Origin of the sequence: Bradyrhizobium sp. AUGA SZCCT0283, assembly GCF_018130385.1 — a bacterium.
Classification (GTDB): domain Bacteria; phylum Pseudomonadota; class Alphaproteobacteria; order Rhizobiales; family Xanthobacteraceae; genus Bradyrhizobium.
Genome location: NZ_JAFCLU010000007.1, coordinates 17,871 through 43,758 on the forward strand (window position 1 = coordinate 17,871; position 25,888 = coordinate 43,758).

Below are 25,888 nucleotides of genomic sequence, written 5' to 3' on the forward strand. Positions count from 1 at the left end.
CACTTCATCTAGCGGACTGCAACCTCACGCATCCCGGTTTCCTTTATCGTTGGCATCCACAATCTTGCCAACACCGGGATGACCAGCAGGCTGCAGATCGGGGAAAGCAGCATCCCGCCGACGATGACGCACGCCAGTGGCTGCTGAACCTGCGAACCGATCCCTGTCGAGATGGCCGCCGGGACCAGGCCGATACACGCCGACAGCCCGGTCATGAAGATTTGCCGCATCCTGGTTTCGGAAGCGCGGATGATGGCGTCCTCCGTCCCCATGCCCTCCTCGATGTCGCGGCGGATATAGGACATCAGCAGGATGCCATCCATCGCCGAGACGCCGAACAGCGAGATGAAGCCAACCGCGGCCGAGACGCTGAAATTCAGGCCGCCGATATAGAGTCCGAGAATTCCGCCGGCCACCGCGAACGGAATGCCCGACAGCGCCAGCAGGCTGTCCCGTATCGAATTGAAAAGGCTGTAAAGCAGCATCAGGATCAGAAGCAGGCTCAACGGCACAATCAGCGCGAGCCGATTCTTTGCGTCGACCAGAGCGCCATATTCGCCCGACCATTCGAGCGAATAGCCCTGGGGGAGCGGAACGTTCTTCTGAACCCGCTCCTGGGCCTCGACCACGGTCGAACCGAGATCGCGGTCGCGGACGCTGTACTTCAGCGGGATAAAACGCTGGCTGTTCTCGCGGTAGATATAGGCCGCGCCGCTGACGAGCTTGATCACGCCAAGATCGCCGAGCCGGATATAGGCGGTCGGCATCTTGGGATCCGAGTTTGGAAGCGCTACCGGAATCGCGCGAATGGCGTCGACATCCCTGCGGTATTCGGGTGCCAGGCGGACCGTCAGCGCGAAGATCATCTCTCCTTCATAGACCTTGGAAACTTCCTGGCCGCCGATCGCGGCCTGGACCACGGAATTAATGTCGCTGATCGAGAAGCCGTAGCGCGCGGCCTTGGCGCGATCGATCTGGACGATCAAATTCGGCTGGCCGAGCAGGTTGAAACTGGCGGGGTCGGCGACGCCGCGGACGCCCGAGAGTTCGGTCTTCACCGATTTGGACAGCCGCTCCAATTCATTGAGGTCCCTGCCGAAGATCTTGATCGAGTTCTCGCCTTTCACGCCGGAGACGGCCTCCTCGATATTGTCCTGGATGTACTGCGAGAAATTGAAATCGACGCCGACGAATTCGCGATTGAGCTTCTCGCTCATCTGCTTGACCATCTGCTCCTTGGTCAGCCCAGATGGCCACGTGCCGGCCGGCTTGAGCGGAACGAAGAACTCGGCGAGAAACGAGCCGTCGGGATCGGTGCCTTCGTCACCGCGTCCCTGCTCGGAAAACACAGTCTGGACCGGCGGATAGCTCGATATGATGGCGCGGATCTTGGCCACCGTTTCCATCCCGGCCTCGAGCGTGATGGTGGGCGGCATCACGGCGCGGATCCAGAGGTTGCCCTCTTCCAGCTTGGGCAGGAACTCGGTGCCGAGTCGGAACCCCAGACTGAGGCACAGCACGAGAAACACCGCTGCGATAACAGCGGCGCGGCGATAGTTGCGGACCGCGCGCACCAGAACGGCCTGATAGAGCTTGCGGATATGGCGGACCACGAAGGTTTCGACTTCCTGGACATCGGCCGGCAGCAGCAATGAGGCCAGCACCGGTGTTACCGTGAAGGTCGCGATCACGGCGCCGAGCAATGCATAGGCGTAGGTCCGCGCCATCGGCCCGAAGATCTGGCCTTCCACACCCTGCATCGTGAAAAGCGGCAGAAACGCTGCGATGGTGATGATGACCGAAAAGAAGATCGCCTTGTCGACCTCGACCGCGCCGGTCAGGATCCAGCCAAGTTTGTCGCTGAGCCTGGCGCTGCGTCCCGGCGGCAGCCGTGGCGCGTGATGGGCGATCTGGCGGAAGATATTTTCCACCATGATGACGGTGCCGTCGACGATGATGCCGAGATCGATAGCACCGACCGACAACAGGTTCGCGGACTCGCCCCGCATCACCGTGATCATCACTGCAAGCAATAGCGCCACCGGAATTGTGGCAGCGACGATCAACGCGCAGCGGAGGTCGCCCAGAAACACCCACTGGATAAGAAAGATGAGCGCTACTCCGAACAGCAAATTATGCAGAACGGTCTGCACCGTGATCGCAACGAGATCGCCGCGGTCATAGAATGGCACGATCTTGACGCCGGCCGGCAGCGATCCGTCGGAGTTGATACGCTCCACCGCAGCGCGTACGCGCTTGACCACGTCCATGGTGCGTTCGAGTTTCTGCATCAGGACGATGCCGGTGACGACGTCGGTCCTGTCGTCACGGCCGGCGAGACCGAGCCGGGGCGCGTAGCCGATCTGGACCTTGGCTACGTCGGACACCAGGACCGGCACGCCGCCCTGTTGGGTCAACACGATATTGCCGATATCGTCCAGCGAGGTGACGACGCCGATGCTGCGGACATTGACCGATTGTTCGCCGATCGCGATGGTGCGGCCGCCCACATTGGAATTGCTGGCCGAAATCGCGGTCATGATCTGCGGCAGCGTCAGCCCATAGGCCATCATGCGGTCGAGATTGATCTCGGCCTGGAACTCCCTGGTCTTTCCGCCGAGCACGGCGACGTCGGCGACACCGGGCACAATGCGCAGCTTGCGTTCGACCACCCAGTCCTGCAGCGTCTTGAGCTTCATGACGTCCATGCCCGGTGGCCCGGTAAGCTCGTAGCGAAAGATTTCGCTGATGCCTCCGGCGGGCGAGATCACCGGCAGGACGCCGGCCGGCAGAACCGCATCCTTCAGCCGGTTGATGGTCTGCTGACGAACGAAATGATAGTCGCGGCCGTATTCGAACTGCAGACGGATAAAACCGAGCCCGTAGACGGTGTTGGAGCGGATGAACTTCAGGCCGGGCGTGCTGGCGACCGCGATCTCGATCGGAATCGTGATGTAGCGCTCCACTTCCTCCGGCGACTGGCCTGCCTGCTGGGCGATGATCTCGATGATCGGCGGCGCCGGATCGGGATAGGCCTCGATGTTCAGGGCCAGGAAAGCAACGCTGCCGAGACCGAGAAAGGCCACGTACGCGACCATCACCAGGAGCCGCCGCGAGAGGCAGAATGCGATCAGACTACGCAGCATCGATGGCCCCATACCGCCTGGTCACTGGCGCCACTCGTTGTCAACGAAGATCGCTCCCCGCGCGACCACCATTTCTCCGAAATCGAGACCGCTGCGAATCTGCGTCAAACCGTCCTGCTGGATACCGATGTCGACCACGCGGCGTTTGAACAGCCTCGGCTCGGTCTCGACCCAGACGGTGGCAACATTCCCCTCGCGGATCACCGCGTCCGTCGGCACCGCCGGGCTCGTCGATCCATCGTCGATACTGATCTTGAACATCGCGAACATCTCGGCCTTGAGCAATCCATCGGCATTCTCGATTTCGGATCGGACGACAACACGGCGCGTCGTCAGGTCCGACGCCGAGTTGATGGCGTTGATGCGGGCCTTGAAGATCCGGTCCGGCACCGCGGAAACCCTGGCCTCGATCTCCTGTCCGATACGCACCTGGGCGATATCCTGCTCGAAGATCTGGGCCTTCAACCACATCGTCGAGAGATCGGCGATCGTATACAGCGCGTCCCCTGAATCGGCTTTGACATGTTGCCCGGGCCCTACCTTGCGTGAAACGACGGTGCCGCCGATCGGCGCCGTGATCGTGGTCACGCGGCTGAGCATACCGGTCTGCTCGAGTTTCTGGATTTCCGCATCGGTACGGCCGAGAATCCGCAGCCGGACGCGCGCAGCTTCGAACGCCGTGTCAGCCGACCGCAGGTCATTTTCGGCGCTGGCGAGTTGCGCCTCGGCCTGCTGCAAATCCTTGGACGGCGCAGCCTTGCCCTCATGAAGATCGCGAACGCGCTTCTCGACGATCTGTGCCAGATTGTATTGGGAGGCTGCTTTTCTTTTTGCAGCCTGTGCCGCGATGAAATCGTTCTGTGGGACCAATTGCTCGGGGCTGTCGATTTCCAGCAGCGGATCGCCTCTCTTGACCTCGTCACCGGGCTTGGCAATCAGGCGGGTAACCCGGCCGGAGAATGGCGTCAGAACGATCGTGCTGGCATCTTCATTGTATCCGATCAGACCGATTGCCGACCTTTGCGCGCGGAACGAATAGGTCCCGACCTTCACGATCTGCAGCTGATGCATTTGATCCGGGACGACACGCAAAAAGTCCGCCCCCTTCATGGGGCCTTCCGCCACGGCGAACGATGCCATCAACGTCCCACCGAACAGCGGGGCAAGCAGTCCAAGCAAAAGCGCTTTCGCGGTCATTGACATGTCCTAGAGCGCGATGACTTTTCTTCGAATCGTCATCCCGCTCCATCTCTTTGATTTGAGCATGATCTTTTCGGAAAACCGGTACCCACTTTTCCGGATCATGCTCTAGACGATACCTCTGCCGCGCAACCCAAGACAAAGAAAATCGCGCGGGCCGCGCCCCGCAGCTCTACGCGTTCGCCGGCCAAGAAGCCGCCTGCAAGCCGGTGTCATGCAAGGGGGATCAAAACATGCGGTCGTCCGGTTTCCGCCGGTCAATCCACCTTGACGTTGGCGGCCTTGATCATCGGCCACCATTTTGCAATTTCGGCCTTCTGCCAGGTGCCGAGCGCTTCGGGCGTGAGCTTGTCCCTGGGCGGCATCTGCAAGCCGAGATTTTCGAGCTGCTTGCGTACCGCCGGATCGTTCAGGGCGTCAACCGCCGCGGCATTCAGCTTTGCGACGACATCCTTTGGCGTGTCCTTGGGCACCCAAAGGCCGGACCACAGCGTCATGTGGAATCCGGGCAACCCCGCCTCGTCGACGGTCGGAATGTCGGAAGCCGATTCCACACGCTTACTATCGGTGATGGCATAGGCGCGGATGTTGCCGGCGCGCACCTGTCCGATCGAGTTCGAAGTCTGGTCGACGATCAGATCGATCTGGCCGGCGACGAGATCGTTCATCGCGGGGCCGGTGCCGCGATACGGCACGTATTGCAGCTTGACGCCGGCGAGGTTCTCAAAATAGAGCCCGGCGATGTGGCTTCCGGAGCCCGCGCCTGCGGTCCCGGCCGTCGGCGGCGACGGCTGCGCCTTCAGCCACGCCAGAAATTCCTTCAGCGACGTTGCCGGGACCGCCTTCTTGCTGACGATGATCATCGGATTGCTCGGCAGCAAGGCAACCGGTTCAAGATCGGTGACGAGGTCGTAGCCGAGCTTGTAGATCGCGCCGTTGGCGACGTGGGTACCGAGATGGCCGAAGCTGACCGTGTAGCCGTCGGGCGGCGAACGCACCGCGCGGCCGACGCCGACCGAACCGCCCGCCCCCGTCACGTTCTCGACCAACACCGTTTCGCCGAGCGTGACCTTCATGCGCTCGGCGAGGATTCGCGCCATCGCATCCGACGGTCCGCCGGCGGCGAACGGCACGATGATGGTGACGGGACGCGTGGGAAAGTTCTGGGCCAACGCCTGACCGCCCAACGTCAGCACGGCCAACGCGGCCCAAATTGCCTTGCGCATCACACCCTCCCTGAAGCAACTCGCCTCGTCATTGCCTGCAACAAACGCATAGCGTTTGTGCAAGGGAGCGAAGCGACGAGGCAATCCATGCTTCCGATGCCGCCCTTATGGATTGCTTCGCTTCGCTCGCAATGACGGCCTAGAGTTTTGCATAGTCGATCGGCTGATGTCGATCGAGTGTACGCGTGACTGGCGGCAGCGGATATTTAAGCCCTGTGGCGCAATTGAACAGCATCACGCGATCGTTTTTCGTCACGCGCCCGTCGGCAAGGCTTTGCTGGTAGGCAGCATAGGTCGCAGCCCCTTCCGGACAAAGCAACAGCCCCTCCTCGCGCGCCACTTCGTTGAGCGCGGCAGAAATCCTCTCATCCGGCACCGCGATCGCAAATCCCTTGCTCTCGCGGACCGCGCGCAGGATCAGAAAATCTCCGACCGCCTGCGGCACGCGGATGCCGGACGCGATGGTGTGGGCGTCTTCCCAGCGCGGCGCGTGCTCGGTGCCGTTCTCGAAGGCTCGCACCATCGGCGCGCAGCCGGAGGCCTGCACCGCCACCATCCGCGGGCGCTTCGCGCCGATGAAGCCGATGGCTTCCAGTTCGGCAAACGCCTTCCACATCCCGATCAGGCCGGTGCCGCCGCCGGTCGGATAGAAGATCACGTCAGGCACCTCCCAGCCGAGCTGTTCGGCGAGCTCCAGCCCCATCGTCTTCTTGCCCTCGATCCGGTACGGCTCCTTCAGCGTCGAGGTGTCGAACCAGCCGGCTTTTGCCTTACCCTCGCCGACGATCTTGCCGCAATCGTCGATCAGGCCATTGACGCGATAGACGGTGGCGCCCTGCAGCTCGATCTCGCTGACGTTCACCTCCGGCGTATCGGCGGGGCAGAAGATCGTGGTCCTGATGCCGCAGGAGGTGGCGTAGGCCGCGAGCGCCGCGCCGGCATTGCCGTTGGTCGGCATCGCCATGTGCTTGATGCCGAGCGCCTTGCCCATCGACACCGCCATCACGAGGCCGCGGGCCTTGAACGAGCCGGTGGGAAGGCGGCCTTCGTCCTTGACGACGATCTCGCCGCCGCCGAGTTTTTTCGCTAGCTTCGGCAACCGGATCAGCGGCGTCGTGACTTCGCCGAGGCTGACGATGTCGGAGACCTTTCGGACCGGCAGCAATTCGCGGTAGCGCCACATGTCGGCGGGACGCCCCGCCAGCGCGTCCTTGGTCAGCGCCTTCTTCACGCCGGCGAGGTCGTAGCGCACCAATAGCGGCTTGCCGGCCTTGGAGAGGTTGTGGATCTGGTCGGCAGGATAATGATCGCCCTCCATCGCGCATTCGAGATGGGTCACGAACGTCGGACGTTCGATGGTCAGATTATCGTTGTCTTTCACTGATTGCTCTTTCGTTTCTTGTTGGGCGCGACCGGTGGGACACGCCTTACATATTCAGCACACGCCCATAAGCATCCAGCACGGCTTCCTTCATCATCTCCGACAGCGTCGGATGCGGGAATACCGTATGCATCAGTTCTTCTTCGGTGGTCTCCAGGTTCATAGCGACCACGTAGCCCTGGATCAGCTCGGTCACCTCGGCGCCGATCATGTGCGCGCCAAGCAGTTGTCCGGTCTTCTTGTCGAAGATCACCTTGATCAGGCCCTGGTCCTCGCCGAGCGCGATCGCCTTGCCGTTGCCGACGAAGGGGAAACGGCCGACGCGGATCTCGCGGCCCCCCTCTTTCGCCCTGGCTTCGGTCAGACCGACGGAGGCAATCTGCGGGTGGCAATAGGTGCAGCCGGGAATGAGGTTCTTGTCCATGGCATGCGGGTGCAGGCCCTTGATCGCCTCGATGCAGACCACGCCTTCATGCTCGGCCTTGTGGGCCAGCATCGGGGGACCCGCGACGTCGCCGATGGCGTAGATACCGGGCACGTTGGTCTTGCCGTAGCCGTCGATCACCACGCAGCCGCGGTCGGTCTTGACGCCAAGTTTTTCCAGCCCAAGGCCTTCGATGTTGCCGACCACGCCGACCGCCGAGATCACCCGCTCGAATTCGACCGTTTGCGGCTTCTTGCCGTCGTCGATGGTGGCAACGACGCTGTCGGCCTTCTTCTCGAGTTTTGTGACTTTGGTGTTGCTGAGGATCTTGATGCCCTGCTTTTCAAACTGCTTGCGCGCCAGGCCCGCGATTTCAGCGTCCTCGACGGGGAGAATCTGCGGCAGCACCTCGACCACGGTAACGTCGGCGCCCATGGTGTGGAAGAACGAGGCGAACTCGATGCCGATCGCGCCGGAACCCACCACCAGCAGCGATTTCGGCATCCGCTCCGGCACCATCGCCTCGAAATAGGTCCAGACCAGTTTCTTGTCGGGCTCGAGTCCCGGCAGCACGCGCGGCCGGGCGCCGGTCGCGATGATGATGTGCTTGGCCTGATAGGCGCCCTCGCCCAGCGCGCCCTTTGGCGCCTCGACGGCGGACTTCTTCACGGTGATCTTGCCGGGGGCGTCGATCGAGGCGTCACCCCAGATCACCGTGACCTTGTTCTTCTTCATCAGAAAACCGACGCCGTCATTGAGGCGTTTTGAAACCCCGCGCGAGCGCGCCACGACCGCCTTGGGGTCGAACGACACCTTCTCGGCAGAGAGCCCGTAATCCTTGGCGTGCTGCATGTAATGGTAGATCTCGGCGGAGCGTAAGAGCGCCTTGGTCGGGATGCAACCCCAGTTCAGGCAGATGCCGCCGAGATAGGACTTTTCGATGATCGCCGTCTTGAAGCCGAGCTGGGCTGAGCGGATCGCGGTGACATAGCCGCCCGGGCCGGAGCCGATGATGATGACGTCGAAGGATGTATCGGCCATGGCGGCTCCCGTTCAACTCAAGCAGTTGTTTCGCCGCGAGCGCGGCGATTGATAATAAGCACCCTGACCAGCCATTCGAGCGCGCCAATCAGACCAAGGATCGCCATCGCGGTCAGGACGATCGGTTGGGCGATGTTCCGCGCCAATTGCTCCCCGGCAAAGAACGCGGAGCGAAGAAATTCGAGCCCGACGGGGTTGAGCGCGACAACGGTGGCGAGCAGCATTGATATCCATGGCCAGCGTGTCCGGACATTCAACGTTGCCCCCTTTAATTGGCGCCGCTTACACCATCATCATCACGGGGTTTTCGATCAGCTGCTTGAAGGCGCCGATCAGCTCGGCCCCGAGCGCGCCGTCGATGGCGCGGTGATCGCAGGAAAGCGTGACGCTCATCATCTGCGCGATCTCGATCTTGCCGGCGCGCACCACGGGGCGCTCCTCGCTGGTGCCGACCGCCAGGATCGTGGCATGCGGCGGATTGATCACGGCGGTGAAGTGGTTGATGCCGTACATGCCGAGGTTCGACACCGCCGTGGTGCCGCCCTGATATTCTTCCGGCTTCAGCTTGCGTGCCCGCGCCCGCGCCGCATAATCCTTCATCTCGGCCGAAATCGCCGACAGCGTCTTGGTTTCGGCCTTGCGGATGATCGGCGTGATCAGACCGCCCGGCATCGCAACGGCCACGCCGATGTCGGAATGCTTGTGCTTGAGCATGCCGGCTTCGGTCCAGCTCACGTTGCAATTGGGAATCTTCTGCAGCGCGATCGCCATCGCCTTGATGACGAAATCGTTGACCGAAAGCTTGTAGAGCGGCTTCTTTTCCTTGTCCTTGGGCGCGGCGGCGTTGATCTCCTCGCGGGCGACCAGCAGCTTGCCGATGTCGCAGTCCATGGTCAGGTAGAAGACCGGCACGGTCTGCACCGATGCGGTGAGGCGCTGCGCAATCGTGCGGCGCATGCCGTCATGCGGCACGACCTCGTAGGAGCCATCTTCGAACAGCGCCAGAATCTGCTTGTCGGACATCCCGGGCGCAAACGCGCCCATAGGCGCGAGGCCCGGACCTGCCGCAGGCGCGGCAGCCGGGGCTTTCAAGCCCTTGCCGGATTTCGCGCCCTCGACGTCGCGCGCGACGACGCGGCCATGCGGGCCCGAGCCGGTGATACGTCCAAGTTCGATGCCTGCTTCCTTGGCGAGGCGGCGGGCGAGCGGCGACGAGAAGATGCGAGCGTGACCGTTTGCTTGCGGAGCCGCGGTCGCTTGCGGCGCGGGCGCCGCTGCGGGCGCCGGTGTTGGAGCCGGTGCGGTTGCAGCGGCAGCAGCAGGCTTGGGCGCCTCGGCGGGCTTTGGTGCGGGCGCAGCCCCCGCTCCGGCGCTTGCTGCCTTCACGTCCTCGCCGTCGCCGGCCAAAACCGCGATGATGTCGTTGACGGGCACATCCTGGGTACCCTCGGGCACCAGAATCTTCGCAATCGTGCCCTCGTCGACCGCCTCGACCTCCATGGTCGCCTTGTCGGTCTCGATCTCCGCGATTACGTCGCCGGACTTGACCTTGTCGCCCTCTTTCTTGAGCCATTTGGCAAGGTTGCCCTTTTCCATCGTGGGCGACAGCGCGGGCATCAAAATGTTGATCGGCATTGTCAGTGACCCTGTTGCGACCGGGACGTGGTTGAGCCCACATCGGTCGGCCGATTGATTTCGGCTTCGAACATGTCGACGATACGCGTCAGCGCCTCGTCCTCGGTGTAGCCGCTCTCGCGCGCATAGGCGCGGGAAGCGTGGCGGGCGATATCGACCAGCAGCAGGCCCCACATGTCAGGCTCCTCGAACGCGCGCTGGAACGCGATCGAGAGCCCGCCGTCGACCACGAAGGCGCGCAGCACTTCGACGGCATCCTCGCGGCCGATGACGTCGGGCGGCAACGGCTGTTCGTTGGGACCGGCCATGACCTTACCGATAGGCAACGGCCTTGGCGGCCGCGACCACCTCGGCCACGTTGGGCAATGCGAGCTTTTCGAGATTGGCGGCATAGGGCATCGGCACGTCCTTGCCGGACACCCGCGCCACCGGGGCGTCGAGATAGTCGAAGGCGTGTTCCATGATGCGGGCGGCGATCTCGGCGCCGACGCCGGATTGCTGCCAGCCCTCTTCCACCGTCACCGCGCGGCCGGTCTTCTTCACGGAGGCAACGATGGTCTCGGTATCCATCGGGCGCAGCGTGCGCAGGTCGATCACCTCGGCCTCGATGCCTTCCTTGGCCAGTTCATCGGCGGCCTTCAGCGCGTAGGTCATGCCGTTCGACCACGAGATCAGCGTCACGTCCTTGCCCGACCGCACGATCCGCGCCTTGCCGATCGGGATCACGTAATCGTCGAGTTTCGGTACCTCGCCGGTGTGGCCGTACAAGACTTCGTTTTCGAGGAAGATGACCGGGTTGGGATCGCGGATCGCGGCCTTCAGCAGCCCCTTGTAATCGGCGGCCGAGAACGGCGCGATCACCTTGAGGCCGGGAATCTGCGAGTACCAGGCCGAGTAATCCTGGCTGTGCTGGGCGGCGACGCGGGCAGCGGCGCCGTTCGGGCCGCGGAACACGATCGAACAGCCCATCTGGCCGCCCGACATGTACAGCGTCTTGGCCGCGGAATTGATGATCTGGTCGATCGCCTGCATGGCGAAGTTGAAGGTCATGAATTCGACGATCGGCTTCAACCCCGACATCGCCGCACCAACGCCGACGCCGGCAAAGCCGTGCTCGGTGATCGGGGTATCGATCACGCGCCGGGCGCCGAATTCCTGCAGCAGGCCCTGCGTGACCTTGTAGGCGCCCTGATATTCCGCGACCTCTTCGCCCATCACGAACACATCGGCGTCGCGCCGCATCTCCTCGGCCATCGCATCGCGCAGCGCTTCGCGGATGGTCTGAGTGATCATCTCGGTGCCGGCAGGGACTTCCGGATCGGGTTCGACGACGGCTGCCGGCGGCGCCTTTGCCTCGGCCTTCGGCTGGGGCGCCTCCGCCTTGGCTTCGGCGGGCGGTGCTGATTCCGCGGCCTTCGCCGCTGGCGCGCTCACCTTGCCCAGATCGGCGGCGCTCTCGCCATCGGCCAGAATGGTCGCGATCGGCGTGTTGACGGCGACATCGGCGGTGCCTTCCGGAATCAGGATCTTGCCGAGCGTGCCCTCATCGGTCGCCTCGACTTCCATCGTCGCCTTGTCGGTCTCGATCTCGGCGATAACATCGCCCGACTTGATCGTCTCGCCTTCCTTCTTCAGCCACTTCGCAAGGTTGCCCTTTTCCATGGTGGGCGACAACGCAGGCATCAGCACTTGAATGGGCATATCGGCTCCCGGAAATCACTCGTCAGTTGGTTCTGCGCTGGTTTGGTCTGCACGTAGCCAGAATCGCAAAACCGGTCCCACTTTTGCGGAATAATTGTTGAATTACCTGTAGACGTCGGTCCAGAGTTCGGAAGGATCGGGCTCGGGATCGCGCTGGGCGAAATCCGCCGACGCATTGACGATCTCGCGCACCTCGGCGTCGATGGCCTTCAATTCCTGCTCGCTGACCTTGGCCGCCAGCAGGCGATTGCGAACCTGCTCGATCGGGTCCTGATCGGTGCGGATCTTCTCGACCTCTTCGCGGGTCCGGTATTTGGCCGGGTCCGACATCGAGTGGCCGCGGTAGCGATAGGTCTGCATTTCCAGGATGAACGGCCCCTTGCCGGCGCGGCACCAGGCGACCGCCTCGTCGCCCGCGGCCTTCACGGCGCGGACGTCCATGCCATCGACCTGCTGGCCCGGAATGTTGAAGGAAATGCCGCGCTTGGAAAAATCGGTCTGGGCGGAAGAGCGCGTCACCGACGTGCCCATGGCGTAGCGGTTGTTCTCGATCACATAGATCACCGGGAGCTTCCACAGCTCCGCCATGTTGAAGCTCTCGTAGACCTGGCCCTGGTTGGAGGCGCCGTCGCCGAAGTAAGCGACACTGACGAGATCATTGCCGCGGTAGCGGTTGGCGAAGGCAAGACCCGTTCCGAGCGAGACCTGGGCGCCGACGATGCCGTGACCGCCGTAGAAATTCTTTTCCATGCTGAACATGTGCATGGAGCCGCCCTTGCCCTTGGAATAGCCGCCGCGGCGTCCGGTGAGTTCGGCCATCACGCCGTTGGCTTCCATCCCGCAGGCCAGCATGTGGCCATGGTCGCGGTATCCGGTTATGACCTGATCGCCCTGCTTCAGCGCCATCTGCATTCCGACCACGACGGCTTCCTGGCCGATATAGAGATGGCAGAAACCGCCGATCGCGCCCATGCCGTAGAGCTGGCCGGCCTTTTCCTCGAAGCGGCGGATCAACAGCATGTCCCGCAGCGCCGCCAGCTCCTGCGCCTTGGTGAATTCCGGTGGGGATCCGTTTGCCTTCTCCTGCCCTGATTCCTTCGCGACGACGCTTTTCTTGGGTGCAGCCATGGCAATTCCGGATGAGAGAGACGATCAGCCCTCTCTAACCCAACTCAAACCGCCGTGAAAGGATTGCGTGTGCTGGAGAAAATAATGCTATGCCGCACTGCAGCGCAGCGCGACATTTTCGAAATCGATTTTGTGGTTTTTTGAAATTTGCGGACTGCCACTTCGACGTCAATTCGATGACGGCTGCGTTCGTGACGTCGGTTTGAAAATCAGTTCGGCTTGATGGTCCGGACCAGGTCGCGCGGATTGGCGTAGTCGAGCTGGAAGCGCGCGCGCTCGTCGAGCATATCAGGGTCGACCCGGTCGGACCGCAACAGCGACACCCGCTGCTCGCCCTGCGCCCGCTCCCGCTTCAGGCGCGCCAGTTCCGAGGTCAGCGCGATGATCTCCTGATCGAGTTCCTGGCGCGCGTTCAGCCCGTATTTGCCGGTATAGGCGTTGACGCCGAAATAGCCGACCATCAGCGCCGCCATCGTGTAGAGGGCGAGGCCGGTCAGAATAGACTTCAATCGGGTGCGGGAGACCATGGGCCCAAGATGCGACGGCCGGGTTAATGGAATCCTAAGACGGCGGACGCGAGGCAACCACAGCGCTCCGCCGCCGTCATTGCGAGGAGCGAAGCGACGAAGCAATCCATCTATCCGTTATGCCGCGGCATGGATTGCTTCGCTACGCTCGCAATGACGGGGATAGAGCGGTTACTTGTTCTGCTTCTCGATGAACGCCGCGAAGGCGTCGACATATTGCTGCAGCACCTTCTGCACCGCCTCCTTCGTGAGCTGGCCCTTGTCGTCGAAGGCCTCGCCGACGCCGTTCAGATAGATTTCGGGCTGGCCGAGGATCGGGCCGGCGATACCGGGCAGGATGTTCTGCAGATGCTTGGCCGCGCTGACGCCGCCGAGCGCGCCGGGGGAATTGCTGACGATGCCGACCGGCTTGCCAAGGAACGAGCTCTTGCCGTAGGGGCGCGAGGCGACGTCGATGGCGTTCTTCAACACGCCGGGAATCGAGCGGTTGTATTCCGGCGTGATGAACAGCACGCCGTTCGACTTCTGCAGCTTTTCGCGGAACGCCAGCCAGTCGGCCGGAGGATTGGCTTCCAGATCCTGGTTGAAGAAGGAAATGCTTTCGAGCGTCGTCACGTCGAGCTTCAGCGAGGCCGGCGCCAGTTTTGCGAGCGCATTGGCGATCTTGAGCGAAAAGCTCTCCTTGCGGAGCGAGCCGACGATCGTGACGATGGTATGGGTGGCCATTGGATATCCCTCTTGAAGCTGAAGCGCCTGCCCTCCCTTACGCCAGATCGACGGAAAGATGCAAGTGCATGAATTGGCGTTTGTGCCAGCTTTGCGAGAAAATTCTTATCCCTCCGCATCGTGGCTGACATCAAACGGAACAAGCCGCCTCTTTCGGGCGGCTTGTCGGGTTCGTGACGTAATAAACGTGGCTGCCGAACTTCTCAGCCCTTGTTCGGGTTGATCAGGAATTTCTCGCCGGTTGAGCGCTTGTTGTAGATCGCGATGTTGGAGAGCTGCAGCGTCTCCTGCAGCGACACCACCTGCGTGTAGTGGCTGGCAAACGTCGTCTTGAGTTCGGAAGCGACGCGTTGGCGTAAGCGGCCAATTTCGGCGGGGCCGATCTTCTGCAGGAACGGCGTCAAGAGCCAGCCGCCGACCCCCCAGGTCAGCCCGAACGCCCGGCTCAATTCGGTCGGACGGTTATCGAGGCTGCCGTAGATGTAGACCTGCTTATACACGTTGGAGCCGTAACGGCTGTATTCCTTGGCGGTCTTGTTGGCCGCGATTTCCATGCAGGTGAGGATCTGCCCTGCGAGCTTGCCGCCGCCGATGGCGTCGAACGCGATCGTTGCGCCGGTTTCCACCAGCGCGTTGGTCAGATCGTCCATGAAGCTGTCTGCGGTGGAATCGACGACATATTTGGCGCCGATCTTGTGCAGGATGTCCGCCTGCTCCTTGCTGCGCACGATGTTGACGAGGCCGATGCCATCCTTGATGCAGATCTTGTTGAGCATCTGGCCGAGGTTGGAGGCGGCCGCGGTATGCACCAGCGCCTTGTGATTTTCGCGCCGCATGGTCTCGGTCATGCCGAGCGCGGTCAGCGGATTGACGAACCACGACGCGCCGTCGGCAGGCGTGGTGCCTGATGGCAGCTCCATGACGTCCCTCACCTTCATGGTGCGATACTGCGAGTACATCGCGCCGCCGATCATCGAGACATTCTTGCCCATCAGCGCTTTCGCAGCGTCCGACGATCCGGTCCTGATCACGACGCCGGCGCCTTCATTGCCGACGGGCAACGACTGATCGAGCCGGCCCCCCATCATCCGCATGGCGGCTTCGGGCATCTTCGCCGTCACCACGGGAGCATCCTTGGTGCCGGAAACCTTAGCGGTCGACATGTCGGCCGGGCCGATCAGCAGCCCGAGATCGGACGGGTTGATCGGCGAGGCCTCGACCCGGACCACGACTTCGTCGTCGGCCGGTTCGGGCGTCGGGACATCCACCAGCGACAGTTCGAGTTCGCCGCTCTTCTTGAGCAGCGAACGCAGTTGAAGCCCGCTTTTGCCGTCGCTCATCGCACGTCTCCCCAATTGTGTTGGTTATATCTGGATAGGCCGAAGCGTTACGCCAGAGCCTTCAACGCCGATTTGCCGGCATATATTGCCTGCGCGCCGAGTTGCTGTTCGATACGCAGGAGCTGGTTGTACTTGGCGGTGCGGTCGGAGCGCGCCAGGGAGCCGGTTTTGATCTGGCCGCAATTGGTGGCGACCGCGAGGTCGGCGATGGTGGAATCCTCCGTCTCGCCGGAGCGGTGCGACATCACGGAGGTGTAGCCGTACTTGTGGGCCAGTTCGACCGCGGCGAGCGTTTCCGTCAGCGTGCCGATCTGGTTGACCTTGATCAGGATCGAGTTGGCACGGCCGTTCTTGATGCCGTCGGCGAGCCGTGTGACGTTGGTGACGAACAGATCGTCGCCGACGAGCTGGCACTTCTTGCCGATCAAATCGGTCAATTCCTTCCAGCCGTCCATGTCGTCTTCGGACATGCCGTCCTCGATGGTGACGATCGGATAACGCGAGACGAGATCGGCGAGATATTTTGCCTGCTCGGAGCGCGAGCGGGTCTTGTTCTCGCCGCCATAGACATAGGCGCCGTCCTTGAAGAACTCGGTCGCTGCGCAATCGAGGCCGAGCATCACATCACTGCCCGCCTTGTAGCCGGCCTTGCCGATCGCGCTCACCACGAAATCAAGGGCTGCGTCCGCCGACGGCAGGTTCGGCGCAAAGCCGCCCTCGTCGCCGACATTGGTATTGTGGCCGGCCTTTTTCAATTCGCCGCGCAGCGTGTGGAAGATTTCCGAGCCGCAACGCAGCGCCTCGGCAAAGCTCGCAGCACCCACTGGCAGGATCATGAATTCCTGGAAGTCGATCGGGTTGTCGGCATGCACGCCGCCATTGATGATGTTCATCATCGGCACCGGCAACGTCCGCGCCGAGGTGCCGCCGACATAGCGATAGAGCGGCATGTCGAAGGATTCGGCAGCCGCCTTGGCGCAGGCCAGCGAGACGCCGAGAATGGCGTTGGCGCCGAGCCGGCTCTTGTTCGGAGTGCCGTCGAGATCGATCATGATCTGGTCGATCTGGACCTGTTCCTCGACGGCCTGGTCGCTCAGCGCCTCGAAGATTTCGCCGTTGACGGCCTCGACCGCCTTCTGCACGCCCTTGCCGAGATAACGCTTCTTGTCGCCGTCGCGCAGTTCGACCGCCTCATGCGCGCCGGTGGAGGCACCCGATGGCACCGCAGCGCGGCCGATCGAGCCGTCTTCCAGCACCACATCCACTTCAACGGTGGGATTGCCCCGGCTATCGAGAATTTCGCGGCCAATGATGTCGACGATGGCGGTCATGTCTTAAACTTTCCTGGGAATGGTGGGTCAGGTTTCGGGGGCGTCTTACACGGCGCGCAAGCAAATGTGAACGCTTTGGATCCGGCCTTTTCCGGACGATGGAGCCGGGTCAGGATAGACTGCTCCAAGGTTGATATCAGCGTCCAAACCTTCACATTGATAAGACGGGGTAACGCAATGAATCGCCGCCAGTTTCTTGGAACCGCCGCCGCCGGGATCCTCGCCGCGCCCGCCCTGCTGCGCCAGGCGAACGCCCAGGAAGGCCCGTTCCGGGTCAAATATTATCCGCTCGACTCTGGTGTAGGCGTCCACGACGTCACGCCCGCTCCCGACGGCGCGATCTGGTTCACCGGACAGCGCAACGGAACACTGGGACGGCTCGAACCGCGGGATGGCTCGTTCAAACTGATCAGTCTCGGCAAAGGCGCGGCTCCCCATAACGTCACCATCGGCCCGGACGGCGCGCCCTGGGTGACCGAGGGCGGCCAGAACGCGATTGCGCGCGTCGACCCCGGCGATCACAAGGTGACGCTGTTTCGACTGCCCGAAAAGGCGGCTTATGCCAATTTGAACACCGGCGTGTTCGACAAAGCCGGCATCTACTGGTTCACGGGCCAGTCCGGCATCTATGGCCGGCTCGACCCGAAATCGGGTAACATGACCGTATTCAAGGCGCCCCGAGGCGTCGGACCCTACGGCATCACGGTCACCCCGAAGGACGAGGTCTGGTACGCCTCGCTCGCTGGAAATCACATTGCGCGGATCGATCTGACGAGCGGTCAGGCGACCGTGGTCGAACCGCCCACACCCAAGCAGGGCGCGCGCCGGGTGTGGTCGGACTCCAAGGGCCGGATCTGGGTCAGCGAATGGAACAGCGGCAATGTGTCGGTGCACGATCCCGCCGACGGCTCCTGGAAGGCATGGAAGCTGCCTGGCACAAGCCCCCGCGCCTATGCCGTCTATGTCGACGACAAGGACAAGGTCTGGCTCACCGACTTCGGCGCCAACGCGATCGTTCGCTTCGATCCCGTGACCGAAAAGTTCAACGCGTTCCCGAGCGACAAATCGGGCGCGAATGTGCGCCAGCTCGACGGCCGGCCCGGCGAAACCTGGGGCGGCGAATCCGGCAATGACCGTCTCGTCGTGATCCAGACGGTCGCGCCTGCGTGAGATTGTTCGCGGTCCTGCTGCCGTTGTCCCTTCTCCTGCCCGCTTTCGCCAATGCGGAGGAAAACGGCGTGCGGGCGTTCACCCCCTGCCGCGCCTGCCACAGCCTCGATCCGGCCGAACGCGGCCTGCCCGGCCCCAACCTCTCAGGCGTAATTGGGCGCGCGATCGGCAGCGCCGCGGATTTCGACTATTCGCCGGTGCTGCGCAAGGCGCGCGACGAGGGGCTGCGCTGGGACGCGCAACGCCTTGAGACCTTCCTGGTCGACCCCGCCGGCATGTTTCCGGGATTGTGGATGTCGGTGCGCGGGATCGACGACGCGGCCGAGCGGCAGGCGCTAGTGCGGTTTCTGTCCGATCCAGCATCGCGCTAGCTGGCGGTTGACGGCCACGCTGGTTGCGTCCATGTCAGCCCTCGCAACAGGACGATCATGATGGCCAAAAAATCATTGCAGAAATCATTACAGCTCGGCCGCGCCGTGGAATGGCCGGACAGCCCGGAAAAGGCGCAGCTCGACCGCGTGCCCAATCCGCAAGGCGATACCAATTATCTGGTGCGCTTCACCGCGCCGGAATTCACCTCGATCTGCCCGGTGACGAGCCAGCCTGATTTCGCGCATCTTGTGATCGACTATGTGCCGGGCCAGTGGCTCCTGGAATCCAAATCGCTAAAGCTCTATGTCGCGAGCTTTCGCAATCACGGCGCCTTTCACGAAGACTGCACCGTGATGATCGGCAAGCGGATTGCCGCCGAGATCAAGCCGAAATGGCTTCGCATCGGCGGCTACTGGTATCCGCGCGGCGGCATTCCGATCGACGTATTCTGGCAGACCGGCAGATTGCCGAAGGGCATGTGGATCCCCGACCAGGGCGTCGCGCCCTACCGCGGGCGGGGGTGAACTTCGGAGCGCAGCTCAATGCCCGCTCAGCACCAGCGTCTTGATCGGCAGCAGCAGCGCCTGAATCCGCAACAGCATCGCGTGCACAAGTCCGGTCGCATCGACGACATGCAACCCGAAGCTCTTGAGCGAACCAAGTTTCCCTGACGAGATCAGTTCGTGATTGCTGGTGTAGGCGTTGGCGACGCAACTGCTTCCCGGCGTCACGCCCTCCAGCCCGCCCTTGTAGATCGGCTCCATGAAAACGAGAATGGTGCCCGGACGCACGGCGCTCTGCGCCTCAACCAGTTGTTCGCCGCCCCTGAACTGGCCCGCCGCGATGTAGTCCTGCACGTTGGTAACGACCATCGGAATGATCGTCCACGGCTTGGAAATACAGGTGGCCTCGGCCACCATTCCGACCTTCATGACCTGAGCCTCGATCTGCCCAAACCCTGCCGCCAGAGTACGCCGTCCCGCACCCTCCGGAATCAGAACGCCGGCCGTCCGTATCATTGGATTGACGATATCGCCCGGCCTCAGTCCGAACTGTTCGACCCGCCCGTCGACACCGGCGCGAATGAAGGTCTTGTCGAGATCGACCTGCGCTTCGGCCAGCGCGGCTTCCGCGCTTGCCTTCTCCGCCGGCAGCAACGCGCTCAGTCGCGTCGTCGCGGATTGTTTGGAAGCGGTCGCGGCGTCGAGCGAACCTTGCCGGCCCGCTGCGGCCACCTCGAGCTTTTCGATGTCGCGTTGCGGCACGATTCCGGGATTGCGTTTCTGCAATTCGCGCTTGGTGTCGAGCTCATCCGTTGCCTGCTGCAGCGCGCCTTTTGCCTCCTGAAGCTGGCCTTCCGCCTTCATGATATCGGCCTGCGCCGCCAGCATGGCGGCATCGACTTCGGCGATCTTGCGCCTGGCTGTCAGTAGCGACGCTTCCTGCTTGGCGCTGTCCAGTCTGAAAAGTACGTCACCTTGCTTGACGGGCGCACTGATATCGACGTGAACCTCCGCCACCCGGCCGGTCACTTCGGGCATAATCGGAACTGTGCGATAGTACAGCGTCGCCGATGAAGTCGACGGATGATAGTAGAAGATCATTGTGATCAGCGCGACGGTGAGCATCAGGCAGGAGATGATGCCAAATCGCAGTTCGAACCACACGGAGTAGAGCGTGATCTCGTGACCGAGGCGTTTGCCCTGCCGGTAGCGCCGATAAAGATAGTCCGGGAATATGGTCAGCAGCGAACACAGGAGCAGCTCAAGCATGGCTGTGCACCTCGCTGTTGGCGCCGGCGGCCTTCTCGATGCGGGCCTTGGCCTCGTCGGTTGCGGCAGCGTGCGCAGCGTCTCCGGCTGGCGGCTCGGTCGGGTCCTGTTCAGGCGGAACGCCAGCCATCTTCTCGACTGATCCGGCGATCCTGCGCAGCGGCGTGCTGAAGTCCGGCAGGTCGATCATGGCGAGGAGCAAGCCGATCACCCAGAACAGGTGGTTGTGCGTAAACAGCGACAGCAGGCCCAGCACGGCCACGATTTCAAACTGGAACTTCTGCGACTTGTGGGCCATCCGCTCCGGCAGCGAGTGCAGGTGCAAATAGAAATTGCCGACCGCGAGAACGGCGACGATCAGAAAAATGCCGACGACGACCATCAGAACGTCGGTGTCGCCTGGCGCGGTGATGAAGGATGGGAGATGATGGGGCGCGCTGGGGTGAATCGGCTCGCTCAAGGCAATCCTCCGTTCACAACGGACCAACGCACGGGGTCGGTCGACCCGGCTCGATCTTTGCACAATGTGAGAACTTGGCAAGCGCTGAACGTGCGCCCTGCGACGCGAGAGGGGTTGATCTCGATCGTTCGCCTTGAACCAGACGGCGGGTGCGGCCGACCACCGCACATGCACAATGCCTTATCCGCCATTCTCGGGCTGATTGTCCCGTTCTGTCTCATTGCCACAATCTCGAACGCGACAGCCGCACCGCCGGCAAAAGCGGCCGAAGACCGCTACATCGCCGCGCGCGACGCCGCGATCGAGAAAATTTCGGCGATCTACGATGCCGGAAACGCCGACGATGCGGCGTGGAAGGCCGAGGAAGCGGCAAGCGCCGATCTCGCGGCGCAGATGCGCGCCATTCTCAATGAGGCCACCCGCGCAGGCTTTGGCCCGGCGAGACTCCACATCGATACTTTCAACAAGGGCGACGAAGGTTTCGGCATGCTCGACGGGCTGCGCTTCGACGCCGTGGTCGGGAAGAACGGCGAAAAGGCCGGCCAGGACGGCGCCGATGGAAAGTATGTCGAGCCGAAGGCGCATATCATCGTCACGACGCAAACGCTGTTCGAACGATGGCTGCGCGCCCACAAGGACTGGTGGGGCAAGGACATTAAGAACGTGCCGCAACAGATCGGCGCGGCGCTGAAGGATGAGAGTTTTTATACCCAGGCGGTATCGAGCGGCGCTGCGGTGGTGAATTTCAATTCGCTGCCAATCGCAAGGCCTGCCGGCGCGACCTTCGTGCATGGGATGCTGGCGGGCCGGACCCAGTCGGACATTCCCGACGCAGCCGACACCGTATTCGTCTCTGCGATCGCCAATGGCAAGGTGTACGTCGCCTACGGATCGATCGATCCCAAGGTGCAAATTCCGGCCTGTATCGCCATCCGGGTCAGTTACAACAAGAAAGCCGAGCAGGCCGAGGACGACCTGCGGTTCGAGAAGATCGACAGGAAGACCTACGACAAACTGGGAAATCTGCGCCAGAAGGGCGAGGACGAATACAAGCGCTGCTTCACGCAGAATGCGCCAAAGCAGGCTTCGTTTGCGGAAGCAACCCGGCAGGCGCAAAAATTGCTTTCCGCGGCACTCAATATGCGCTGAGCAAGTCGACCTTGGCGTTGGCGAGGATCAGGGCAAGGATCAGGCGCCGGGCCAGCCGTGATCGTGCCGGCTTCCTGCTTGCCGTGCGCCCTGTCGCGGGCGGGCGACTATTTCTCGATGTGCCATGACCCGTCCCAGTCCTGGGGCGGCGGGTTTGCTTTGAAGCCTTCGATGCGGCTGATCAGCGTGGTCGACGGACCGTCATCGGGTGCCACCTCGAGCAAGGCGCCGAGCGCGCGAAGCGCATCGTCAAATCTCCGTTCGCGGTAGGCGGCAAGTCCTTCAAGATACTTGTCCCGAGACGCCAGTTGTTGCGATGCGAGTTCGCCTTTGCGTCCAAGGATTTCGAAGATCCGTTCCGAACGGGTCTGGCCCGCCACCACCACCCGATCGATCTCCCGAACCTCGATCGCGGCTTCCGCCGCAGTGAAGACCCGCTCTGAAATCAGATTGCGGGTGCCATACGCCTTGTTAGCACCCTCCAGCCGTGAGGCGAGGTTCACCACGTCGCCCATCACGGTGTAACTCATCATGACGTCCGAGCCGATGCTGCCGACCAGCGCGTCGCCGGTCGCGATGCCGATCCGCAAATCGCAAGTCTCCATGGGGGTGCCAAGCACGCCAAGCAACTCTGGAATTTCGCGACGCAGCGTCGAAATACGCTCGATCATTTCCACGGCTGCGAGACAGGCAAAGCGGGCGTGATCAGCTTCGTCGACAAACGGAGGGCCCCAATAGGCCATGATGCCGTCACCGATATATTTGTCGATGATGCCGCGGTTGCTCCGGATCGGTTCGGACATGATGGACAGATAGCGGTTCATGACCTTGACCAGTCCCTGGGGCGTCATGCCCTCGCTCAGGCTGGTGAAACCCTTCAGGTCGCAGAACATGACGGTCATCACCCGCCGCTGGCCTTCCGCCGCGGTTAGGTTCGGCCGGTCGATCAATCCCTCCACGACGCGTGGATCGATATACTTGCCAAAAGTTTCCCGAACCCGCTGGTTGTCGCGCAGTTGCAGGACCATCCGGTTGAATGCTGCAGCCAGTTGTCCGATTTCGTCGCCCGTCGTCACATCGATGGATTGATCGAGGTGGCCGGCCTCGACCGCCCGCGTACCCTCCAACAACCGCTTCACAGAACGGATGATCCCGCCGCTGACGAGATTGGCGAAGGTGAATCCGACAATCGCAGCGAGCAACGTCACTATCGCCGAGGTCAGCACCGCCTGAGTCTGCTCCGATCGGATTTTTGCTATGGCGGCATAACTCACTTTCACCATCTCCCCGCGAACGGCATCTACGCCTTGATTGAGTTCATCGCGGAGCGCATCTGTTCGCGCCAAGCTGCGTCTCACGGCTGGGAAATCCCGCGCGTCAAGGTCGGCAAGCAGTTGCGACTGCTCTTGCCCCAGGTGACGGCGGGTCTGGTTCATCAGACTTTCGATTCGGCTCTCAATGCGCGCCAGCGCGGCGTTGTCCGAGGGCGTACTGGTGTCTGCTACGATCGCATCAATGGTCTTGCGAGCAGCCTGCGCCTCGCTCTCGACCTCGGCGCTCTTCGCCTCGTAGATCTGCTTTCGCAGCTTGTACCCGATCTCATCGGGCGGATCCTGCATTTTTGCGATCACCATACGGCGAAGCGCGAGAGCCCGCTCAAGCGATGACACACTGAGCCGTGTCAAATGCGCATTGACCGGAGCGTACCTGTCCGTTAGCTCATCGAGTAGATGGCCGACCCGCCCGACCATCACCATCGAGAGAATAGATATCGCCACCATCAGGATGATCAATCCGACGGCGATGGCAACGATTCGCCTTCTGATCGACTGCCTGATCACCGATCCGGACAGTTTCCGCAGGTTCTGGGTGAGCGTAATGGAAATGGCTGCGCTCCCGCCTGGGCTCGCGGATTTCGCCGAGGTACCCAGCATGACTGGAACCGTACCCATCATCGGTTATTGCGGGTTGGGTCGACGACCTTGATCTGGATCAAGGCCTATCTGCTTTAGTACGCGCTGAGGAGATCGACCTTGGCGTTGGCGAGGATCAGCCGCCGCGCCAGCAGCGCGGAAAGATTCCGCATGATCTTCATCGCGATCTGCGGGTGGAGCCGGCGATAATCGGCAAAGCTGTCGAGCGGCAGTTCGAGGCATTTCACGGCCGTGTCGGCCCAGACATCGGCGCTGCGGTGCGTTTCGATGATGGCCATCTCGCCGAATTCCATGCCCGGTCCAAGTGAAGCCAGCCGCACGCCGCTCGGCAGCTTCACGCTGACCATGCCGCTTTGCAGGAAGAACAGCGAATTGGCCGGCTCGCCTGCGCTGATGATACGCTGGCCAGCCTCGTAACGCCGCGCCGTCGACAAATCAGCCAGCGCGGCGATTTCGTCGGCGGCCAAATCGGCCAGCAACGCCTGTTCGCCGAGATGGCTGGTTTCCTTCGACGCGGTAAAGCCGCCATAGCGATAGATGATCTGGTCCTCCGCCCATTCGATGGCTTCGTCGAGCAGCGCAAAGCGCCGCAGCCTCCCCGGATCGGAGATGCGCGCGAAAATCGCCTGCCATACCGGCGATGTCGCCTCGAGGCCGGTCAGGATCGCCGTGACGCCGGTATTACCCAGGATCGTCAGGTTCTCGGCGAGAAGCTGAGCGCCCGCCGCGGTCAGATCGGGCACCCGGCGAAAATCGAGGATCAGCAGCGGCGCATTCGGCGGCTCACCGGCGAGCCGGCGCGTCACATGGTCGATTGTGGCAAAGTTGAGCGCGCCGACCAGTTCGACCACCCTGATATCGCTGTGGCGATCGTCCAGGATCTGCTGCTCATGCGGCTGGCGGCTGCGGCGCGACGAAATGCCGAAGATGTCGTAGTCGGCAATGATGCAGGTGCGGACATCGGCGCTGCGGTTCAGCATGTGCAGGTCGAAGCGCGATGACAGCGCCTCGCATACTTTCAGGCCGCGCACGCTGTTGCCGTGGCTGTCGAGGTTCGGCGAGAACGTGCCGAGCCCCATCTGGGACGGAAGCGCTGCGACAATGCCGCCGCCGACGCCGCTCTTTGCGGGGATGCCGACACGATAGATCCATTCGCCGGCATAGTCATACATGCCCGAACTGGTCATGACGGACAGCGTGCGGGCGACGACGTTGGGCGGAATGACGGAAACGCCGGTGACCGGATTGACGCCGCGATTGGCAAGCGTCGCCGCCATGACCGCAAGGTCGCGCGCCGTGACCAGGATGGCGCATTGCCGGAAATAGGTGTCCAGCACGGCATCGACGTCGTCCTGAAGCACGAGATAATTTCTCAAGAGCCAGGCGATCGCACGATTGCGGTTGCCGGTCAGCGCTTCGGAAGCGTGGACCGCGTCGTCGACGCCGAGTTCGCGCCCGGCGAACTGGCTGAGTTTCTCGCGAATGCGCTCGAAGGCGAAAGCGCCGTCGACCTGATGGATCAGACCGGAACAGGCGATTGCGCCGGCATTGACCATCGGGTTGAACGGCCGGTTGTCGCTGGTCAGGCGGATCGAATTGAACGCCTCGCCGCTCGGCTCGACGCCGATCGCAGCGGATACGCGCTCCTCGCCGACCATGTCGAGCGCAAGCGCAAACACGAAGGCTTTCGAGACCGATTGAATGGTGAAAGGCACGGCGCTATCGCCGACCTCGTAGACGTGGCCGTCGATGGTGACGAGACCGACGCCGAAATGTGCCGGATTGGCGCGCTTCAGCTCGGGAATGTAATCGGCGACCGCGCCGGAATGGTCCGACCTGAATTCCTCGTGGCAGGCGGCCAAAAACCGTTGAAGCGGCGGCTCGTTGGCGTAACCGGTATTTCTGGCGTCGAAATTGCTCTTGGCCGAACGGGTAATCTGGGCGTCCACATCATCACCTTAAATGGCAATAAATGAAGCAATCCCCGTGCCATGGCCGGCTACCTGACTTCGGCACCTGAACCCGTGCACACGCGGCAGATGTGCGTCATCCTGCCGCTAGCCCACCATTTCCTGCCATTCGAGCCGGATTTACGCCATGGTCGATCGGCCGGGGGAAACCAGCGCTGCCAAGGAGGCGGCGCGTAGCGGCATGAGCCATCAACATGACCAAGGAAACGACACCCTTATGGGTGTGGCTGTCGGTTGGCCTGTTGGCCATCGGCA

General features: G+C 62.3%; 22 protein-coding genes. 4 read left to right on the forward strand and 18 right to left on the reverse strand.

Features of this window, described 5'->3' with window-relative positions; translation table 11 throughout:
• Positions 1-8 precede the first annotated feature (8 nt).
• From JQ624_RS11775 to eno, 14 genes are all read right to left on the reverse strand, one after another.
• Positions 9-3,146, reverse strand: coding sequence for an efflux RND transporter permease subunit (locus JQ624_RS11775; RefSeq protein WP_212419054.1), 3,138 nt, complete (start codon positions 3,144-3,146; stop codon positions 9-11).
• A 21-nt stretch (positions 3,147-3,167) separates the two neighbouring features.
• Positions 3,168-4,343, reverse strand: coding sequence for an efflux RND transporter periplasmic adaptor subunit (locus JQ624_RS11780; RefSeq protein WP_212419055.1), 1,176 nt, complete (start codon positions 4,341-4,343; stop codon positions 3,168-3,170).
• 260 nt (positions 4,344-4,603) lie between these two features.
• Positions 4,604-5,572, reverse strand: a complete 969-nt coding sequence (locus tag JQ624_RS11785; protein ID WP_212419056.1) for a tripartite tricarboxylate transporter substrate binding protein BugD — start codon at positions 5,570-5,572, stop codon at positions 4,604-4,606.
• Between the two features lie 139 nt (positions 5,573-5,711).
• Positions 5,712-6,953 (reverse strand): threonine synthase, encoded by a 1,242-nt coding sequence (locus JQ624_RS11790; RefSeq protein WP_212419057.1) that lies wholly within the window; start codon positions 6,951-6,953, stop codon positions 5,712-5,714.
• 46 nt (positions 6,954-6,999) lie between these two features.
• On the reverse strand, positions 7,000-8,418 hold the full coding sequence (gene lpdA, locus JQ624_RS11795) for a dihydrolipoyl dehydrogenase (RefSeq protein ID WP_212419058.1): 1,419 nt from the start codon (positions 8,416-8,418) through the stop codon (positions 7,000-7,002).
• Between the two features lie 17 nt (positions 8,419-8,435).
• Positions 8,436-8,642, reverse strand: coding sequence for a hypothetical protein (locus JQ624_RS11800; protein ID WP_212419059.1), 207 nt, complete (start codon positions 8,640-8,642; stop codon positions 8,436-8,438).
• A 58-nt stretch (positions 8,643-8,700) separates the two neighbouring features.
• Positions 8,701-10,053: a pyruvate dehydrogenase complex dihydrolipoamide acetyltransferase gene (locus JQ624_RS11805; RefSeq protein ID WP_212419060.1), complete on the reverse strand. Its 1,353-nt coding sequence runs from the start codon at positions 10,051-10,053 to the stop codon at positions 8,701-8,703.
• A gap of 2 nt (positions 10,054-10,055) precedes the next feature.
• Positions 10,056-10,361, reverse strand: coding sequence for a DUF5076 domain-containing protein (locus JQ624_RS11810; protein WP_212419061.1), 306 nt, complete (start codon positions 10,359-10,361; stop codon positions 10,056-10,058).
• A 4-nt stretch (positions 10,362-10,365) separates the two neighbouring features.
• The gene (locus tag JQ624_RS11815) at positions 10,366-11,754 is read right to left on the reverse strand and encodes a pyruvate dehydrogenase complex E1 component subunit beta (protein WP_212419062.1); all 1,389 of its coding nucleotides are present in this window, start codon (positions 11,752-11,754) and stop codon (positions 10,366-10,368) included.
• Between the two features lie 102 nt (positions 11,755-11,856).
• Positions 11,857-12,882: a pyruvate dehydrogenase (acetyl-transferring) E1 component subunit alpha gene (gene pdhA / locus JQ624_RS11820; RefSeq protein WP_212419063.1), complete on the reverse strand. Its 1,026-nt coding sequence runs from the start codon at positions 12,880-12,882 to the stop codon at positions 11,857-11,859.
• 209 nt (positions 12,883-13,091) lie between these two features.
• Positions 13,092-13,409, reverse strand: coding sequence for a septum formation initiator family protein (locus JQ624_RS11825; protein ID WP_108516042.1), 318 nt, complete (start codon positions 13,407-13,409; stop codon positions 13,092-13,094).
• Positions 13,410-13,580: 171 nt separating this feature from the next.
• Positions 13,581-14,135: an NADPH-dependent FMN reductase gene (locus tag JQ624_RS11830; protein ID WP_212419064.1), complete on the reverse strand. Its 555-nt coding sequence runs from the start codon at positions 14,133-14,135 to the stop codon at positions 13,581-13,583.
• Between the two features lie 203 nt (positions 14,136-14,338).
• A complete protein-coding gene (locus JQ624_RS11835; protein WP_212419065.1) occupies positions 14,339-15,475 on the reverse strand; it encodes a zinc-binding dehydrogenase in 1,137 nt (378 codons plus the stop codon).
• 47 nt (positions 15,476-15,522) lie between these two features.
• Positions 15,523-16,806: a phosphopyruvate hydratase gene (gene eno / locus JQ624_RS11840; RefSeq protein ID WP_212419066.1), complete on the reverse strand. Its 1,284-nt coding sequence runs from the start codon at positions 16,804-16,806 to the stop codon at positions 15,523-15,525.
• Positions 16,807-16,983: 177 nt separating this feature from the next.
• Here eno and JQ624_RS11845 point away from each other — a divergent pair, with 177 nt between their 5' ends.
• Genes JQ624_RS11845 through queF form a run of 3 tightly spaced genes read left to right on the forward strand, consistent with a single transcriptional unit; the run spans position 16,984 to position 18,872 of the window.
• Complete coding sequence (locus JQ624_RS11845; protein ID WP_212419067.1) at positions 16,984-17,976, forward strand: lyase; 993 nt, start codon at positions 16,984-16,986, stop codon at positions 17,974-17,976.
• Positions 17,973-18,347 carry a c-type cytochrome gene (locus JQ624_RS11850; protein ID WP_212419068.1) on the forward strand — a complete coding sequence of 125 codons (375 nt, stop codon included), beginning with the start codon at positions 17,973-17,975 and terminating at the stop codon, positions 18,345-18,347. Before JQ624_RS11845 ends, JQ624_RS11850 begins: the two co-directional genes overlap by 4 nt.
• 60 nt (positions 18,348-18,407) lie before the next feature.
• The gene (gene queF / locus JQ624_RS11855) at positions 18,408-18,872 is read left to right on the forward strand and encodes a preQ(1) synthase (RefSeq protein ID WP_212419069.1); all 465 of its coding nucleotides are present in this window, start codon (positions 18,408-18,410) and stop codon (positions 18,870-18,872) included.
• Positions 18,873-18,887: 15 nt separating this feature from the next.
• Here queF and JQ624_RS11860 read toward each other — a convergent pair whose 3' ends face one another.
• Positions 18,888-20,120 (reverse strand): HlyD family secretion protein, encoded by a 1,233-nt coding sequence (locus tag JQ624_RS11860; RefSeq protein ID WP_212419070.1) that lies wholly within the window; start codon positions 20,118-20,120, stop codon positions 18,888-18,890.
• Positions 20,113-20,580 (reverse strand): hypothetical protein, encoded by a 468-nt coding sequence (locus JQ624_RS11865; RefSeq protein WP_212419071.1) that lies wholly within the window; start codon positions 20,578-20,580, stop codon positions 20,113-20,115. The genes JQ624_RS11860 and JQ624_RS11865 overlap by 8 nt, the downstream gene beginning before the upstream one ends.
• 168 nt (positions 20,581-20,748) lie before the next feature.
• On the opposite strand from JQ624_RS11865, the gene JQ624_RS11870 reads away from it, so the two are divergent.
• A complete protein-coding gene (locus tag JQ624_RS11870; protein WP_212419072.1) occupies positions 20,749-21,729 on the forward strand; it encodes a hypothetical protein in 981 nt (326 codons plus the stop codon).
• A 107-nt stretch (positions 21,730-21,836) separates the two neighbouring features.
• On the opposite strand, the gene JQ624_RS11875 is transcribed toward JQ624_RS11870, so the two are convergent.
• Together JQ624_RS11875 and glsA are read right to left on the reverse strand one after the other, a co-directional pair.
• Positions 21,837-23,510 carry an adenylate/guanylate cyclase domain-containing protein gene (locus JQ624_RS11875; RefSeq protein ID WP_249129766.1) on the reverse strand — a complete coding sequence of 558 codons (1,674 nt, stop codon included), beginning with the start codon at positions 23,508-23,510 and terminating at the stop codon, positions 21,837-21,839.
• A gap of 227 nt (positions 23,511-23,737) precedes the next feature.
• Positions 23,738-25,612 (reverse strand): glutaminase A, encoded by a 1,875-nt coding sequence (glsA, locus tag JQ624_RS11880; RefSeq protein WP_212419073.1) that lies wholly within the window; start codon positions 25,610-25,612, stop codon positions 23,738-23,740.
• Positions 25,613-25,888: the final 276 nt, after the last annotated feature.

What these genes read in the sequence shown, in the direction of transcription:
- JQ624_RS11775 (WP_212419054.1), bottom strand. Translation starts at nt 3,146, where the DNA reads ATGCTGCGTAGTCTGATCGCATTCTGCCTCTCGCGGCGGCTCCTGGTG.
- JQ624_RS11780 (WP_212419055.1), bottom strand. Translation starts at nt 4,343, where the DNA reads ATGACCGCGAAAGCGCTTTTGCTTGGACTGCTTGCCCCGCTGTTCGGT.
- JQ624_RS11785 (WP_212419056.1), bottom strand. Translation starts at nt 5,572, where the DNA reads ATGCGCAAGGCAATTTGGGCCGCGTTGGCCGTGCTGACGTTGGGCGGT.
- lpdA (WP_212419058.1), bottom strand. Translation starts at nt 8,418, where the DNA reads ATGGCCGATACATCCTTCGACGTCATCATCATCGGCTCCGGCCCGGGC.
- JQ624_RS11800 (WP_212419059.1), bottom strand. Translation starts at nt 8,642, where the DNA reads ATGCTGCTCGCCACCGTTGTCGCGCTCAACCCCGTCGGGCTCGAATTT.
- JQ624_RS11805 (WP_212419060.1), bottom strand. Translation starts at nt 10,053, where the DNA reads ATGCCGATCAACATTTTGATGCCCGCGCTGTCGCCCACGATGGAAAAG.
- JQ624_RS11810 (WP_212419061.1), bottom strand. Translation starts at nt 10,361, where the DNA reads ATGGCCGGTCCCAACGAACAGCCGTTGCCGCCCGACGTCATCGGCCGC.
- JQ624_RS11815 (WP_212419062.1), bottom strand. Translation starts at nt 11,754, where the DNA reads ATGCCCATTCAAGTGCTGATGCCTGCGTTGTCGCCCACCATGGAAAAG.
- pdhA (WP_212419063.1), bottom strand. Translation starts at nt 12,882, where the DNA reads ATGGCTGCACCCAAGAAAAGCGTCGTCGCGAAGGAATCAGGGCAGGAG.
- JQ624_RS11825 (WP_108516042.1), bottom strand. Translation starts at nt 13,409, where the DNA reads ATGGTCTCCCGCACCCGATTGAAGTCTATTCTGACCGGCCTCGCCCTC.
- JQ624_RS11830 (WP_212419064.1), bottom strand. Translation starts at nt 14,135, where the DNA reads ATGGCCACCCATACCATCGTCACGATCGTCGGCTCGCTCCGCAAGGAG.
- JQ624_RS11835 (WP_212419065.1), bottom strand. Translation starts at nt 15,475, where the DNA reads ATGAGCGACGGCAAAAGCGGGCTTCAACTGCGTTCGCTGCTCAAGAAG.
- eno (WP_212419066.1), bottom strand. Translation starts at nt 16,806, where the DNA reads ATGACCGCCATCGTCGACATCATTGGCCGCGAAATTCTCGATAGCCGG.
- JQ624_RS11845 (WP_212419067.1), top strand. Translation starts at nt 16,984, where the DNA reads ATGAATCGCCGCCAGTTTCTTGGAACCGCCGCCGCCGGGATCCTCGCC.
- queF (WP_212419069.1), top strand. Translation starts at nt 18,408, where the DNA reads ATGGCCAAAAAATCATTGCAGAAATCATTACAGCTCGGCCGCGCCGTG.
- JQ624_RS11860 (WP_212419070.1), bottom strand. Translation starts at nt 20,120, where the DNA reads ATGCTTGAGCTGCTCCTGTGTTCGCTGCTGACCATATTCCCGGACTAT.
- JQ624_RS11870 (WP_212419072.1), top strand. Translation starts at nt 20,749, where the DNA reads ATGCACAATGCCTTATCCGCCATTCTCGGGCTGATTGTCCCGTTCTGT.
- JQ624_RS11875 (WP_249129766.1), bottom strand. Translation starts at nt 23,510, where the DNA reads ATGGTGGCGATATCTATTCTCTCGATGGTGATGGTCGGGCGGGTCGGC.